This is a genomic window from Halomonas sp. ATBC28 (assembly GCF_005937175.1).
In the GTDB taxonomy this organism is placed as follows: Bacteria; Pseudomonadota; Gammaproteobacteria; order Pseudomonadales; family Halomonadaceae; genus Vreelandella; species Vreelandella titanicae.
Map to the genome: position 1 here is coordinate 1 of NZ_VCQL01000010.1, position 15,517 is coordinate 15,517.

Below are 15,517 nucleotides of genomic sequence, written 5' to 3' on the forward strand. Positions count from 1 at the left end.
GACGGCAGATCGTTTTTGTTGAACACCTGGTTGCCGGCCAGGCCTCGCAGCCAGGGCGTGGTCTGGTTGTCACTGTTGCCCCAGACCGTGTCGAAATCGAAACCTTCCAGGTTGCTGGCCTCGAACATCTGCGCGGTCGTCAAGCCCGTACCGCCACCCGCACTAATAGCCTGCCCGGTGGTCTCGGTATTCCAGTAGGCGTCGGTGATGGTGCCGCTGTGGTTGTTGCCCACCAACCCGCCGGCATCTTGACCACTGACCGCGCCGGTGGCATAGGCGTGGGTGATGCTGCCGCTGAAGTTCCTGCCCACCAACCCGCCGGCATCTTGACCACTGACCGTGCCGGTGGCATAGGCGTGGGTGATGGTACCTTGGTTGCTGCCCACCAGCCCGCCGACAGTTTGATCACCGCTGACCGCGCCGGTGGCATAGGCGTTGGAGATGCTGCCGTCGTTCCAGCCCACCAGCCCGCCGACGTAGTTCTTGCCTGTGACGTTGCCATCGACCAGCCCGATATGGCCCAGGGTGCCGCCCGTGCCAACAAAGCCAAACAGACCGACGTGGTCCGTCCCCGGGCGATCGATGGTCAGATCGCTGACGGTATGGCCCAGGCCATCGAAGATGCCGGTGAAGGAGCTAGCGCTATCGCCTAACGGTTCAACGCCTATCGGGGCAAAACCAGCCCCATCGTTCCAGCCTGCGGTGGCGCTGGCGTCGATATCCATGCCCAGCAGATAGTGGCCCGCGACGTCGTTTTGCATCGCCTGAAGTTGGTCGATATTCAGGAGGGCGGTATAGAGTTCGGGGCGGTTGGTCGCATCAATCGTCCCGGACGGCAGATCGTTTTTGTTGAACACCTGGTTGCCGGCCAGGCCTCGCAGCCAGGGCGTGGTCTGGTTGTCACTGTTGCCCCAGACCGTGTCGAAATCGAAACCTTCCAGGTTGCTGGCCTCGAACATCTGCGCGGTCGTCAAGCCCGTACCGCCACCCGCACTAATAGCCTGCCCGGTGGTCTCGGTATTCCAGTAGGCGTTGTTGATGTTGCTGCTGAACTTACTGCCCACCAGCCCGCCGACATTTTGATTACCGCTGACCGCGCCGGTGGCATAGGCGTGGGTGATGGTGCCTTGGTTGCTGCCCACCAGCCCGCCGACATAATCTTGATCACCGCTGACCGCGCCGGTGGCATAGGCGTGGGTGATGGTGCCGTTGCTGCTGCCCACCAGCCCGCCGACAGTTTGATTACCGCTGACCGCGCCGGTGGCATAGGCGTGGGTGATGGTGCCGTTGTTGATGCCCACCAGCCCGCCGACATATTGATTACCGCTGACCGCGCCGGTGGCATAGGCGTGGGTGATGGGGCTGCCTTGGTTCCAGCCCACCAGCCCGCCGACGTAGTCCTTGCCTGTGACGTTGCCATCGACCAGCCCGACATGGCGCAGGGTGCCGCCCGCGCCAACATAGCCAAACAGACCGATGTAGTCCGTACCCGGGCGGTTGATGGTCAGATCGCTGAGGGTATGGCCCAGGCCGTCGAAGGTGCCGGTGAAGCGGTTATTGTTGTTGCCCACCGGGGCAAAACCAGCCCCACCGTTCCAGCCTGCGGTGGCGCTGGCGTCGATATCCATGCCCAGCAGATAGCGGCCCGCGAGGTCGTTTTGCATCGCCTGAAGTTGGTCGATATTCAGGAGGGCGGTATAGAGGTCGGGGCGGTTGGTCGCATCAATCGTCCCGGACGGCAGATCGTTTTTGTTGAACACCCGGTTGCCGGCCAGGCCACGCAGCCAGGGCGTGGTCTGGTTGTCACTGTTGCCCCAGACCGTGTCGAAATCGAAACCTTCCAGGTTGCTGGCCTCGAACATCTGCGCGGTCGTCAAGCCCGTACCGCCACCCGCACTAATAGCCTGCCCGGTGGTCTCGGTATTCCAGTAGGCGTCGGTGATGGTGCCTTCGTTCCAGCCCACCAGCCCGCCGACAGAGTCATTACCGCTGACCGCGCCGGTGGCATAGGCGTTGGCGATGGTGCTGTTGTTGATGCCCACCAGCCCGCCGACATAGTCATTACCGCTGACCGCGCCGGTGGCATAGGCGTTGGCGATGGTGCCACTACTGTTGATGCCCACCAGCCCGCCGACAGTTTGATCACCGCTGGTCGCACCGGTGGCATAGGCGTCGGTGATGGTGCCAGAAGGGTTGTAGCCCACCAGCCCGCCGATATATCCATTACCGCTGACCGCGCCGGTGGCATAGGCGCGCTTGATGCTGCCGTTGTTCCTGCCTACCAGCCCGCCGACGATGTCACGGCCTGTGACGCTGCCATCGACCAGCCCGATATGGCGCAGGGTGCCGCCCCGGTCAACATAGCCAAACAGACCGATTTGATCCGCATTCGGGCGGTTGATGGTCAGATCACTGAGGGTATGGCCCAGGCCATCGAAGGTGCCGGTGAAGTGGGTAAAGGCATCGCCTACCGGGTCAAACCCCGCCCCCTCGTTCCAGTCTTTGGTGGCGCTGGCGTCGATATCCAGGCCCAGCAGATAGCGGCCCGCGAGGTCGTTTTGCATCGCCTGAAGTTGGTCGATATTCAGGAGGGCGGTATAGAGTTCGGGGCGGTTGGTCGCATTGATCGTCCCCGACGGCAGATCGTTTTTGTTGAACACCCGGTTGCCGGCCAGGCCACGCAGCCAGGGCGTGGTCTGGTCGCCGCTGTTGCCCCAGACCGTGTCGAAATCGAAACCTTCCAGGTTGCTGGCCTCGAACATCTGCGCGGTCGTCAAGCCCGTACCGCCACCCGAACTACTATCCTGCCCGGTGGTCTCGGTATTCCAATAGGCGTCGGTGAGGGTACCGTTGTTGTCGCCCACCAGCCCGCCGACTAATTGATTACCGCTGACCGCGCCGGTGGCGTAGGCGTGGGTGATGCTGCTGCCGCTGTTGAAGCCAACCAGCCCGCCGACATATTGATTACCGCTGACCGCGCCGGTGGCATAGGCGCTGGTGATGCTGCCTTGGTTGAAGCCCACCAGCCCGCCGACATATTGATTACCGCTGACCGCGCCGGTGGCATAGGCGTGGGTGATGGTGCCGTTGTCGTTGCCGCCCACCAGCCCGCCGACGATGGTACTGCCTTTGACGCTGCCATCGACCAGCCCGATATGGCGCAGGGTGCCGCCGGCGCCGACATAGCCAAACAGACCGACGAAGCTCGTACCCGGGCGGTTGATGGTCAGATCGCTGACGGTATGGCCCAGGCCATCGAAGGTGCCGGTGAAGCGGCTAGAGGCATCGCCTATCGGGGCAAAACCAGCCTCACTGTTCCAGCCTGCGGTGGCGCTGGCGTCGATATCCATGCCCAGCAGATAGCGGCCCGCGAGGTCGTTTTGCATCGCCTGAAGTTGGTCGACATCCAGGAGGGCGGTATAGAGGTCGGGGCGGTTGGTCGCATTGATCATCCCGGACGGCAGGTCGTTTTTGTTGAACACCCGGTTGCCGGCCAGGCCTCGCAGCCAGGGCGTGGTCTGGTCGCCGCTGTTGCCCCAGACCGTGTCGAAATCGAAACCTTCCAGGTTGCTGGCCTCGAACATCTGCGCGGTCGTCAAGCCCGTACCGCCGCCCGAACTACTATCCTGCCCGGTGGTCTCGGTATTCCAGTAGGCGTCGGTGAGGGTGCCGATGTTGTAGCCCACCAGCCCGCCGACATATCCATTACCGCTGACCGCGCCGGTGGCATAGGCGTTAGTGATGGTGCCGTTGTTGCTGTTGCTGCCCGCCAGCCCGCCAACAACTAAATTACCGCTGACCGCGCCAGTGGCATAGGCATTAGTGATGCTGCCTCGGTTGGAGCCCACCAGCCCTCCGACATAATCTTGATCACCGCTGACCGCGCCGGTGGCATAGGCGTTAGTGATGATGCCTTCGTTGAGGCCCACCAGCCCGCCGACGAGGTTGCTGCCTGTGACGCTGCCATCGACCAGCCCGATATGGCGCAGGGTGCCGCTCGTGTCAACACGGCCAAACAGACCGATGTAGTCCGTACCCTCGCGGTTGATGGTCAGATCGCTGAGGGTATGGCCCAGGCCATCGAAGGTGCCGGTGAAGCGGCTAAAGAAATCGCCCATCGGGGCAAAACCAGCCCCATCGTTCCAGCCTGCGGTGGCGCTGGCGTCGATATTGGCGCCCAGGGCATAGTGCCCGTCCAGATCGCCCGCCATGCCTTGCAGGTCGGTGGTGGTGGTGCTGTTCTCCGCGCCTAGCGCGGTGATCACGGTGTAGTCGATGGTGGCGCCATTGCTACCGAGCTTGGTGCTGAAGTTGTTGCCCGCCTGCAGATTAACCGGGGCGTTAACGCGGTATTCCGCGGCGCGACCGCCGATCTGGCCGTTGCCGCTGCCCTGGCCGTATTCCAGGGCCAGCTTGCCGCCACTGCCCTGGGCGGCGTCGAGGGTGGCGTTGATTTCGATATCGCGGTAGGCGTCGAGTGTTAGCGTATAGCCGCTGCTCCAGCTTACGGCGTCGTTGACGAAAATATCGCCGTTGCCGTTGCCGGATGGCGCGGTTTGCACGGTGGCATCAGTCTGGGCGAGGCTGGCCGAGAGCGTCTCGGCACCGATGCCGCTGTCGGTCTGTCCGCCATCGCCGGCGCTGACGGTGAAGTCGGACGGGTCGATCAGCCATTCACCGGTCTGGCCGCTGTTGCCAGGGACATCGGCGGCGCGGGTGGTGACGTGGATCTCATCGGCAATACTGACTTTGGCCGCCGAGGTCTCGATAAAGCCGCCGTCGCCGCCCTGGGGTGCCGAGGCATCCAGGGTGCCGGCCACCTGCAGCGTGCCGCTCTCCATATCGCCCATCAGCATGATTTGGCCGTTCTCGCCGCTGGCCAGCGTGCGTGCTTCGGTGATACCGCTGTGGTTGATCACACTTGCGGTCAGCTCGCCAGCGGCCTTGGCGGTGAGGTAGACCCGACCGCCGTCGGCGCGGATGGCCCCGCCCTGCTCGATCAGGGTCGCCAGCGTGGCTTCTTTCACCTCGATATTGACCGGGCCTCCCAGGTCGAGCGTCACCCGGCTACCCGCGCCCATCAGGGTGCTGCCCCGGGGGGTGTCGATGGTGCCAGTGTTGACGATCCTGGCGGCGATCATGGCCACCAGCCCACCGTTCGCCGTGCGGATATTGCCCTGGTTAATGACGGCATTGGCACTGTCGCCGCTGAAGCGGTAATCGCCGTTCATGAAGTCGTCGGTGGAAATATCCAGCGTCGAGGCGACCAGCGCGCCGACATCGACCCGGGCGCTGGGGGAGAAGGTGATGCCGTTGGGGTTGATCAGAAAGACCCGGCCGTTGGCGTCGATGGCGCCGCGAATCGACGAGACTTGGTCGCCGGTGACCCGGTTGAGGGTGGCAGCCTCGGCACTGGGCTGGCGAAAGCGAACGGTATTGCCCTCGCCCACCGAGAAGCGGCGCCAGTCGACGGCGGCTTTGTGGCTGCTCTGGTCGATGGTCAGCGTATCGCCCTGGCGTGCGATACTCGCCTGGCCCGCCACCACGGTGCCGCCGCTGGGCAGTTCGCCGGCCTGGACGGCCAGCGGCATGACGCTCAGCAGGGCGGCTGCCAGCGGCCGTAGGTCGTGTGCGAACAGTATGGCGCGCGGGGTACCGGCCGTCGTGCCACCACCGCCGCGATGCGACCCAGAGTTTTCCGCCGCCGCCTGCCAGACCCGCCGCCGACGGTTCCAGACCACCCGATAGACCCGATTCATGCCACCATGCCGCCCCATAAACGCTCCCCTTTGTGTTCTCACGAGGCGGCAGGGCGCCCCTGGATGATTGACTGTTGTGTGATGAACCTTGCGCCAGTGACGTTGCAACGCCCGTGGGAGAAAGGCCGTCCCGGGGCCGCCGTCGCGCAGACGCGATGCCACGGGTTAATGCCTTTTAGTTACGATACTTTTTAGTTACGATACTTTTTACTTACGTTAGTATGAGCATAAGGTGCGGATGGTGGCGTGCAAACAGTCAAAATTGACCGTTTTCACAAGCACGACCAACACGCACCATTCTGCCTTCTTGGGCAAGACGAACTTGGAACAACGGGGCTAGGGGAAAGGCGTTGCACGCATCCACGCTGCTATTGATCGACGATCATCCGCTGTTCCTGAGCGGCATCAGCCTGGTGTTGGGAGAGGGGCTCGGGCAGGTGAAGATCCTTGAGACCGGCTCGCTGACCGAGGCGTTGCAACTGCGCCATGCCAATCCCGCCCTGATCCTGCTCGACCAGCAGCTGCAGGGCGTGAGCGGCGTCACCGGTATCGCGGCATTGCGACGCAAGTGGCCGACGACGAAGGTGGCGCTGCTTTCCGGTTTCGATCTTTCGGCGCTGCGCGATGAGGCCCTCGCCGCTGGCGCGGTGGCTTTTATTTCCAAGACCGACAAACCCCACACGCTGCTTCACCAGGTGCGGCGGCTGCTGGACGACCACGGCCCCAATCAACCGGCGGATTCGCCGCCGTCGGCCTCCGAGTCGCTGACCGCTCGGCAGGTGGAGGTGCTCGAATTGCTGGGCCGTGGACTCTCCAACAAGGCGATTGCCCAGCACCTGCATCTCTCCGAGTACGGTCATGTGCAGACGCTGCTTGGTCTGCTGGGCGCGTCCAGCCGCGGCGAGGCGGCCTTCAATGCCCGCCATCGGGGATGGATCGTTTGAGTATCGAGGACCGCTTCCAGATCGAGCGACTGACGCTGGTGTTGCGGCACTTGCGCCACGCCTTCGGGATGAGCGTGATGGTCGCCAGCCTGATGGTGGCGGTGTTTTATTTCTCCAGCGACAGCGTGGTCAGCGCGGTCTCGGCGATCAGCGGTGAGCGCATCGGCATACGGACCGCGTCGGTGTCCACGACGGCGCTGCTGGTGTGGTATTTCGCTCTGCTGGCGGTCTCCGGCGCGCAGTCCTGGGGCGCCCGCCGCGCGCTGAAAAAGGGCTTTGGCGTCGCTGATGTCGCCCCGATCCGACGGCAACTGGTACTCAGCCGGTGCCTCGAGGGCACCCTGTGGGGCGCGTTGATATGGATCGGCATCGACCAGCACACCTCCCCCGGGGCCACCGCCCTGTTGATGGGGTTGCTGGCTTCGAGCAACGCGGACAGCGTGGCCAAATACTCGAACATCCTGGGCCTTTATACCGGCATTATGTTGCCGATGACGGTGCTCGCCGTGAGCCGCTTCATCACCATCGACGATCTCTACTACCAGATGATGGCCGGCTTCAGCGTGCTGTTCGTTATTGCCCAGTACCTGCAGGCGCGCACCCTGGGCGGCAGTATCAATGAGGCGATCCGCCTGCGCTTCGAGAATCTCGACTTGGTGGAACGGCTCAAGACAGAAACCCGCGAGGCCAGTGCCGCCCGCGAAGCCGCCGAGCAGGCCGACGAGGACAAATCCCGCTTTCTGGCCGCCGCCAGCCACGACCTGCGCCAACCGGTGCAGGCGCTGCAACTGCTGCTCGAGACCCTCTCCTGGAGCCGGCTGGACGAGCACCAGCGGCGGACACTGGACAGCGCCCAGGCCGCCAGCACATCGTCGTCGGAGATGCTCAATACGCTGCTCGATTTCTCGCGCCTGGATGCCGGTGTCATCGAGCCACGGCCGCGCCCGCTGGGCCTGCAGCAGCTGTTCCGCAAACTGGAAATGGAACTGGCGCCGATGGCGGACGAAAAGGGCCTCGTCTACCGGACACGGGATACCGACGCCACGGTGGTCTCGGACCCGGCGTTGCTGGAACTGATACTGCGCAACCTGGTCGCCAACGCGATACGCTACACCGACCAGGGCGGCGTTCTGGTGGCCTGCCGCCGGCGGGGAGACGGGTACGCCATCGAGGTGCACGATACCGGCATCGGCATCGCCCCGAATCAACACCGGGCGATTTTTCGTGAGTTCCATCAATTGGGCAATCCGGAGCGCGACCGCCGCAAGGGATTGGGCCTGGGCCTGGCCACCGCCGAGCGGCTGGCGGGAACGCTGGAGCATACGCTCACGCTTCGCTCCACACCCGGCCAGGGAAGCGTCTTCCGCCTGCACGTCGTAAGCGCCGAGGATATCGCTCGAGAGGAGCCGCCGACGAAGACGTTACCGCCTGCGTTCGACCCATCCGCGTTAAACGGGAAGCATGTCTTGGTCATCGATGATGATGAAATAATTCGCTACGCCATGGCGGCATTGCTGGAGGGCTGGGGCGCTATCTGCGAGACTGCGGAGTCACTCACCGAGGCCATCGCCCATCACCGTAACGTGCCGGATATCTTACTCTGCGACTACCGGCTGCGCGACGAGCACAATGGCGCTGAGGCGATCCACCAGTTGCGCAGGCATTTCGGACGGGATATCCCCGCGCTACTCATCACCGGTGACACGGCCCCCCACCGGCTGCGCGAGGCCATGACCAGCGGCATCCCGCTGCTGCACAAGCCGGTGCAACCACAGAAGCTGCACCTTGCCCTGCGTGAACTCGTGGCGCCACACGTCAGACCACCCTAAGGCCAACTTAAAGCGCAGGAAGTCGGCGTGCCAAGCAAAGAAGCGCTGACGGAACAGGTCGCCGAGCATGGTATTGAGGCGTGGATGCGAGATGCCATGCATTGATGCGGCGTTGAAAGAGCTTTTACGTAATCTGGCCGCTCAGCAATAGCCATAGCGCGATTAATGCAAAGTGGCCGGGATACCATGCTAGCCATAGACGCCGCGGCATCGCCAAGTTAATGGCAGGGACTCGCCGGGCAGCGCCAGCGGCAAGGATCAACACTACCACACACGTGCCTACAGTAAACGATTTGGCCATGTCAGAGGCATTCATTTGCCCGGCAATCCAGAGTGCTGGAAATGCCGCTAGGCCTGCCCATAGGCGAGCTTGGAAATGGTTCTCAGTTTGGCTCAAGGCATGCATCGCGAACATTAATAGCGGAATCAGCAGCAGTCCGTTGTGCCCGTACTCCACCCAAAAACCGAGCAGGTACCACGCGGTCACACCAACCGCTGCACCGGCTAACAACCAGGGCAAACCTAACGTTTGCTGCTGGTAGTGCTGCCAGCCTTGGCGCACTAGCGCACCTAAGGTTAAACCACTGGCCAGGGTAAAGCAGACGTTGAGGATAAATGCGTCTGATGAGCGTGGCATCATCATGTAGGGGAGTTGGGCAACCAAGCCGATAATTAGAATTCGGCGCGAGTAGCGCAGTGGGTTGCGGGTATTAAACAGGCCGTGCCAGGCCACCATGGCGGCAAACAGCGGGAAGGCGATACGGCCAATGGAAGACCCGGCCCAGCTTAGATCCCAATCGCCGGGCAGCACATAGCGAGTGAGGTGATCCACGGTCATGGTGATCAGCGCCAGCCACTGCCCCCAGCCGGTCCAGTGAGAAGAGAGGCGAGGTAGCGTGCCTGCATGTGGGCTAGTCGGGTGAGCCATAAAACCTCCGTGTTGAACATGCTCGATGATACACAGACAGAGGTAGCTTTACCTAGTTCACTGAATTTTCAGCGTTAGGTAGAAACGCATCACCCCGGCGGTTGCCGGGGTGATGGACACTAAGGCTTGCTGTGATGCTTACTCTTTCCCACCGAAATAACGGTTGTAGATCTCGTCGTAAGTGCCGTCTTCTTTCACTTCAGCCAGGGCTTCGTTGAACTGCTCAGCGAGTGCTTCGTCGCGTTGACGGAACGCGATACCAAAGCCATCACCAAAATACTCTTTAGGTTCGGTGAGCATCTCGCCGACAACAACGTAGTTGCCTTCTTCGCTATCCAGTAACGTGGACTTACCGACTGGGTAGTCGAGGAACAAGATGTCCAAACGCTCGGACTCCATGTCCAGCACCATGTCATCGGCGGTAGAATAGCGGTTGATGTCGGCGACATCGCCATACATGTCGGTGACGTAATTGTCCTGCAGAGTGCCGCGCTGAACGCCGATAGTCATGCCGGCGAGCGACTCTTCATTGGTTGCATCAAGGTCGGTGCCTTCAGGAGCAAACCAGGCGGACGGTGGGGTGATGTAGGGGTCAGAGAACAGCACTTGCTCGCGACGGTCATCATTGATCGTCATGGAGGACATAATAGCGTCGTATTTACGTGCCATGAGACCCGGGATAATGCCGTCCCAGCCCTGTACAACCCATTCACATTCAACGCCGATACGCTCGCAGAGGGCGTTGCCCAGGTCGATATCAAAGCCGGTCAGCTCGCCATCCGGCGTGCGATATTCCATCGGCTCGTAAGGCACATCAACCCCGATACGTAGTTGGTCTTCTTGCGCCTGGGCGGCGCTTGCTGCAACGGCTAAGCCTAGCAGTGAGACAGACAGCAGTTTTTTCATTATGTATCTCCTTGGAAGCAGAGTTCATCTAAGCAACCACTGCCTAATGATGGCGTTGCCTATAGGGCGTTGACCACGTTAGTCACAGGTTGCGTTGTGATGATCATTGATAACTTATCCTAACTCGGCGTTGACGAAAAGCGCTTGATGATTCGTAAACCAACGTTTGTTTCACACTAGGAGTTCTGTGGCTGTAGATGTGCGAGCAGCTTTTTCTCTAGATAACGAAAGAGATACAGGATGGTGAAGGTTAAACACAGGTATATCGCTGCCACAAACAAGAATGCGTCAAAAGGTGCATAAAAACGCGCATAGACAAAGCGCGCCGCGCCGGTCAGATCCATAATCGTCACTACGCTGGCAATAGCGCTGGCATGTAGCATGAAAATGACTTCGTTGCCGTAGGCCGGCAGTGCGCGACGAAAAGCGCTGGGGATAATAATGCGCCGCATGGTCTGCTGAGGTGACATGCCATAGGCACGAGCCGCTTCAATTTCACCTTTCGAGGTAGACTTAATCGCGCCGCGAAAAATCTCGGTCGTATAGGCGGCGGTGTTGAGGGTAAATGCAATGAGTGCGGGGACGAACGGTTCTTCAAGTATCACCCATAGCCAACTTTCTTGGATTCCGTCCACGAACACCACGCCGTAATAAATCAGGTAGAGTTGGATGAGTAGCGGTGTGCCACGAAAAACATAGGTGTAAGCAAAAATAGGCCACTTAATCCAGGCGTGTTTTGAACCACGCCCAATGGCAAGGGGTACCGCAGCGATTAAGCCAATGACCAGCGATAAAAAGACCAGTTGCACCGTGGTGGTCAACCCATCGCCATAGTAGGAAAGCGTTTGCAGCGTGAAAATACTGTTCTCGGCAAGCTGATTTTCGAGCCATGTCATGAAAGCGGTCATTAGTCTGCCTCCCCATAGCCAATGTTGTAGCGTTTTTGCAGACGAGCAAAGATCCATTCCGAAACGCTGGCGATGAGCAGATAGATAAGCGCGACAATAATCATGAAAGTGAAAGGTTCGCGCGTCGCTTTAGAGGCTTCTGAGGCGACACGCACCATATCAGAAAGCCCGATTACCGAGACCAGTGCTGTGGTTTTGAGCAATACCATCCAGTTGTTGGAAAGGCCAGGCAGTGCATGGCGCATCATCTGCGGAAAACGGACGCGACGAAAAACCAGCCCATCGCTCATGCCATAGGCTTTACCTGCTTCGATTTGCCCATTATCGACCGCCATAAAAGCGCCGCGAAAGGTTTCCCCCATATAGGCCCCGAAGATTAGCCCAATGGTGACAACGCCCGCGACGAAGGCATTAATATTGATAAAAATATCGATATCGAACGAGTAGTAAATCCAGTCGGTGATCATGTTGACGCCAATTTGGCCGCCGAAAAAAAACAGCATCATCAACACGAGGTCGGGCACACCGCGAATAAGTGTGGTGTAAAGCGTGGCAAGACGATGAGCTAACCAGTTGCGCGACATCTTCGCGCTGGCGGTCAGGAGCCCTAAAATAATCGCTAAAATCAGCGACAACACCGCTAATTGGATGGTGACGCCAGCCCCTTCGATCAGCCGGGGGCCATACCCTTGTAAATCAATCATGGTCAGCCTCGCGGATCAGTAATTAGGTGCCAGGAATTGCTGCAGGCGCGGTGATTGCGGGTTGCCTAACACTTGATCGGGCGGGCCAGCCTCTTCCACCAGGCCCTGGTGAAGGTAAATCACTTGGCTAGAGACATCACGGGCAAACCCCATCTCGTGAGTCACCACGACCATGGTGCGCCCCTCTTCAGCGAGGTCGTGCATGACTTTCAATACGTCACCGACCAATTCCGGGTCAAGGGCGGAGGTGGGTTCGTCAAACAGCATCACTTCTGGATCCATCGCCAGTGCGCGGGCAATAGCGCCGCGCTGCTGTTGGCCGCCGGACATCTGTGCTGGGTAGGCGTTGGCGCGGGCCGTTAAGCCAACCCGATCGAGCAGTGCATGGGCGTGCTCCAAGGCTTCTTTTTTGGGTTTTTTCAGCACATGAATCGGCGCTTCGATGATGTTTTCGAGCAGCGTCATGTGGGCCCACAGGTTAAAGCTCTGGAACACCATGGAGAGCTTGGCGCGCATTTGTACCACCTGCTTCCAATCTTCAGGTTCGCGGCCGTGCTTCGTGGTCTTAAAGCGAATGGGTTCGCCATGGACAATGAGGTCGCCATCGTCGGGCTGTTCAAGCAAGTTCATGCAGCGCAAAAAAGTACTTTTACCCGATCCAGAGGCACCAATCAGGGTAATCACATCGCCCTTTTGGGCTTGTAATGAAAGACCTTTCAGAACTTCCGTATCGCCAAAGCGTTTTTTAATATTACGCACTTCAAGGGGAGTAGGCGTAGCGGCCATATCATTGGCTCCAGTACAGAGTTGCCGCAGCAACAAGTGGGTTTGTTTGATGCGGCTGGCGCGAAAAAGGGGCGATTCTATCAGGCTGGGCGCATTATGCGCGCTTTCCTTCTAACATTATGCACTCGACGATAGTCGTATCGACGTCGAGGGTCCTGTTGTCGCCTCACCATTGTTATTGTCTTGGCTAAAGTAGATCCTGCTTGGGGGGTTAAACGATAGGCGCTACCAACAGCGCGGCACGGGCGCCCACCTCTACTTGTGCGTTAGGAAACACCACATGAAGGGGCGTATCGCCTACCCGAAACTCACCCGACTTACCGTCTTGGGCCAGCAGAGTGCCGGGCTCAAAGCGGCTGAAGTTGGCTGTGTCCTCGGCAAAACAGAGTGTAAAGTCCTCCGAGTGACGCATTAATTCGTGTTGAACCTGGAAAAACTGCATTTGCGTGGCGGGCTGATTGGGTGGCGTATGTCCTTCACTAAGCGCGGTGAGTAGTGTACGCATCGGTTGTAATGATGCCATATCGTTGTGGCCAAAAGGCGCTACCCGCCCTAGCTCAAAGGTAAATGCCTGAGCGGCGTGATAGTGCTTGCTGTAGTGGGAGAATGTCCAGCTGTGCTGATGTTGGTGCAGCACCGCCTGCATACCCGCCGCCGCCAGCCAGCCCCACTGCTCAGCATCGGTGGAGGATTCGGCAAAAGGCTCCACTACAAAACGGGGGTAGCGGCTATCCCGAATTGCGGTATGTAGGTCGTAGTGCAGTTTGGGGCGCCCGGCATGGCGGGCATAAAAACTATCCACCGCGGCCATTAATTGCCTGGCGCGATCTGGCTCCTCGCCCTTGGCGGCTAGTTCGCGGCTAAACAGCCGGTTTAAATTGGTGGTAAGGAAACGCTGCTGCGCCTTAAGCGCGGGCAGGTTGCCTAAAATCACCAGCACAGGAGCGCCGAGCGATATGCTGCCCGCTTCTACGCCGCTTAACCATTCACCCACCAGTTCAACCGGTGCGGTTTCATTGCCATGGATCGCCGCTGAAAAAATGCACGTGTGGGCGCTTTGGCTTACCGTGTTAGGGGTGAGCTCCAAAATACCAGGCGCATGCAAATGATAAGTGCCGCTGGCGAAGACGCCTTGGCTGGCGGTGGGGAGTTGCCCATCAAGCGACCAGTCGAGCCATTGGCCTAGCATTGTCGCTCCTCAGTTAACTGTTTTGAGTATCGTGGTCAGTATAAAAGCGAGCTTAGGTTTACCACGCTGGGCGTATGCCACAAGCCCGCAGGTCGTTCGCGTGTAAAAGCCTAGCGTATTCGTGAAAAAGCGTCTTCATGAAACACGCGGAAGCTGAAAAGTGGCTTTATTTAATCGCTAACAGCAAAAAACGCCCATGGGGTGCATGAGCGTTTTTCAATTTGTTCATCACGTTACGCTGAACGCTGGCGCTGCATTTCTTCCTGGTACTCGCTAGCAAGCGATGTCTTTTGTTTATCTTGCAGGCCACGGCCCGCCAGCTGGAAAACCTCTTGCTCTTCTTCATCCAGGTGGTGAGTGACTAAATCCTGGAGCTGTTTGGCGTGGGTCAACCAGTGGGTTGCACTGTAGTCAGTTTCATCAAGCAGTTCTAAAAGCTCATCAATTTCATGATGTTCGGCAACGCTATGGCGGGCTTTTTCCTGAGTCAGGTCGATTGACATCATTGGGATATAGAGCGTCCGCTCTTCGGCAGCGGCGTGATAATGCAGCTCTGCTCGTACCTGCTGATACAGTTTATCTCGCTCATCGCTGTCTCCATGTGTTTCAACTAAGCGGGCGAGCAGGTCGCGCTGAATATCGTGATCCTTGCGCAGGGCTTCAAAAATCGTCATTCCAGACTCCTTGGATACGTTTGATGTAGGCAAGTCAAAAGCTAGTGGTGGTTGGCGTAAAGTGCAAGATGGCGTTCGTCGATGAAATCGACGCCCACGGACGAAAACATTCGCTTTTTTCTATGCTTGAGTGCGCTATGTTGTGTTTACTACTTATTAGGCGACGCCCACTTTAGGCGACGCTCACTGCACTACTCATAACTGCACTATTCATAAGTGAAGGAGATAGTAATGACAAAGGTACTGGTACTTTATTATTCCATGTATGGCCATATTGATACGCTGGCTCAGGCCGTGGCAGAAGGCGCAAAGGGTGTGAGCGGTGTTGAGGTGGCGGTGAAACGCGTTCCTGAAACCATGCCTGAAGAGGCGTTCAAGAATGCAGGCGGTAAGCAGGATTACGACACGCCGGAAGCGACGCCTCAAGAGCTTGCCGATTACGATGCGATCATTTTCGGTACGCCCACCCGCTTTGGGAATATGGCCGGTCAAATGCGTACCTTCCTGGATCAGACCGGTGGCCTGTGGGCGAACGGTGCTCTGCGTGGCAAAGTCGCTAGCGTGTTCACTTCTACCGGTACTGGCGGCGGTGATGAGATGACCATCACCTCTACTTGGACCACGCTGGCCCACCACGGCATGATCATCGTGCCGATTGGTTACGGTCTCGAAGAGCAGTTTGATATTTCCAAAGTCAGCGGCGGTACGCCTTACGGCGCCGCAACCATTGCTGGTGGTGATGGCTCACGCCAACCTGACGAGCGTGAGCTGAAAATCGCCCGTTTCCAAGGCGAGTTGGTCGCAAAAACGGCGGCTAAACTGGCCAGTTAATTAGTTTACTAGCTAAGACATATACGAGTCAGCCAAGTAAAAGCCTCGCCGGATATATC

The 15,517-nt window shown here is 59.1% G+C and carries 11 protein-coding genes; 3 read left to right on the forward strand and 8 right to left on the reverse strand.

The features are described from left to right. The coding region (locus E0L35_RS12755) for a GLUG motif-containing protein (RefSeq protein ID WP_171051149.1) at positions 1–5,759 on the reverse strand (5,759 nt) is incomplete at its 3' end. 350 nt (positions 5,760–6,109) lie between these two features. Here E0L35_RS12755 and E0L35_RS12760 point away from each other — a divergent pair. Together E0L35_RS12760 and E0L35_RS12765 are read left to right on the forward strand one after the other, a co-directional pair. Next, positions 6,110–6,703 carry a response regulator transcription factor gene (locus E0L35_RS12760; RefSeq protein WP_138800472.1) on the forward strand — a complete coding sequence of 198 codons (594 nt, stop codon included), beginning with the start codon at positions 6,110–6,112 and terminating at the stop codon, positions 6,701–6,703. Further along, the gene (locus E0L35_RS12765) at positions 6,700–8,532 is read left to right on the forward strand and encodes a hybrid sensor histidine kinase/response regulator (protein WP_138800473.1); all 1,833 of its coding nucleotides are present in this window, start codon (positions 6,700–6,702) and stop codon (positions 8,530–8,532) included. The genes E0L35_RS12760 and E0L35_RS12765 overlap by 4 nt, the downstream gene beginning before the upstream one ends. A 124-nt stretch (positions 8,533–8,656) precedes the next feature. On the opposite strand, the gene E0L35_RS12770 is transcribed toward E0L35_RS12765, so the two are convergent. The 7 genes from E0L35_RS12770 to E0L35_RS12800 form a co-directional block, all read right to left on the reverse strand. Beyond that, complete coding sequence (locus tag E0L35_RS12770; RefSeq protein ID WP_138800474.1) at positions 8,657–9,460, reverse strand: TraX family protein; 804 nt, start codon at positions 9,458–9,460, stop codon at positions 8,657–8,659. Positions 9,461–9,598: 138 nt separating this feature from the next. Continuing rightward, positions 9,599–10,366 (reverse strand): transporter substrate-binding domain-containing protein, encoded by a 768-nt coding sequence (locus tag E0L35_RS12775; RefSeq protein ID WP_138800475.1) that lies wholly within the window; start codon positions 10,364–10,366, stop codon positions 9,599–9,601. 176 nt (positions 10,367–10,542) lie between these two features. Then, positions 10,543–11,274, reverse strand: a complete 732-nt coding sequence (locus tag E0L35_RS12780; protein WP_022522697.1) for an ABC transporter permease — start codon at positions 11,272–11,274, stop codon at positions 10,543–10,545. After that, positions 11,274–11,978 (reverse strand): ABC transporter permease, encoded by a 705-nt coding sequence (locus E0L35_RS12785; RefSeq protein ID WP_027960125.1) that lies wholly within the window; start codon positions 11,976–11,978, stop codon positions 11,274–11,276. The genes E0L35_RS12780 and E0L35_RS12785 overlap by 1 nt, the downstream gene beginning before the upstream one ends. Before the next feature lie 15 nt (positions 11,979–11,993). Then, on the reverse strand, positions 11,994–12,764 hold the full coding sequence (locus tag E0L35_RS12790; protein ID WP_022522698.1) for an ATP-binding cassette domain-containing protein: 771 nt from the start codon (positions 12,762–12,764) through the stop codon (positions 11,994–11,996). 211 nt (positions 12,765–12,975) lie between these two features. Then, positions 12,976–13,953 (reverse strand): succinylglutamate desuccinylase, encoded by a 978-nt coding sequence (locus E0L35_RS12795; RefSeq protein WP_022522699.1) that lies wholly within the window; start codon positions 13,951–13,953, stop codon positions 12,976–12,978. Between the two features lie 233 nt (positions 13,954–14,186). Beyond that, positions 14,187–14,627, reverse strand: coding sequence for a hemerythrin domain-containing protein (locus tag E0L35_RS12800; RefSeq protein ID WP_138800476.1), 441 nt, complete (start codon positions 14,625–14,627; stop codon positions 14,187–14,189). Positions 14,628–14,858: 231 nt separating this feature from the next. Between E0L35_RS12800 and wrbA the strand changes: the two genes are divergently transcribed. Further along, complete coding sequence (gene wrbA, locus E0L35_RS12805) at positions 14,859–15,458, forward strand: NAD(P)H:quinone oxidoreductase (protein ID WP_041158170.1); 600 nt, start codon at positions 14,859–14,861, stop codon at positions 15,456–15,458. Positions 15,459–15,517: the final 59 nt, after the last annotated feature.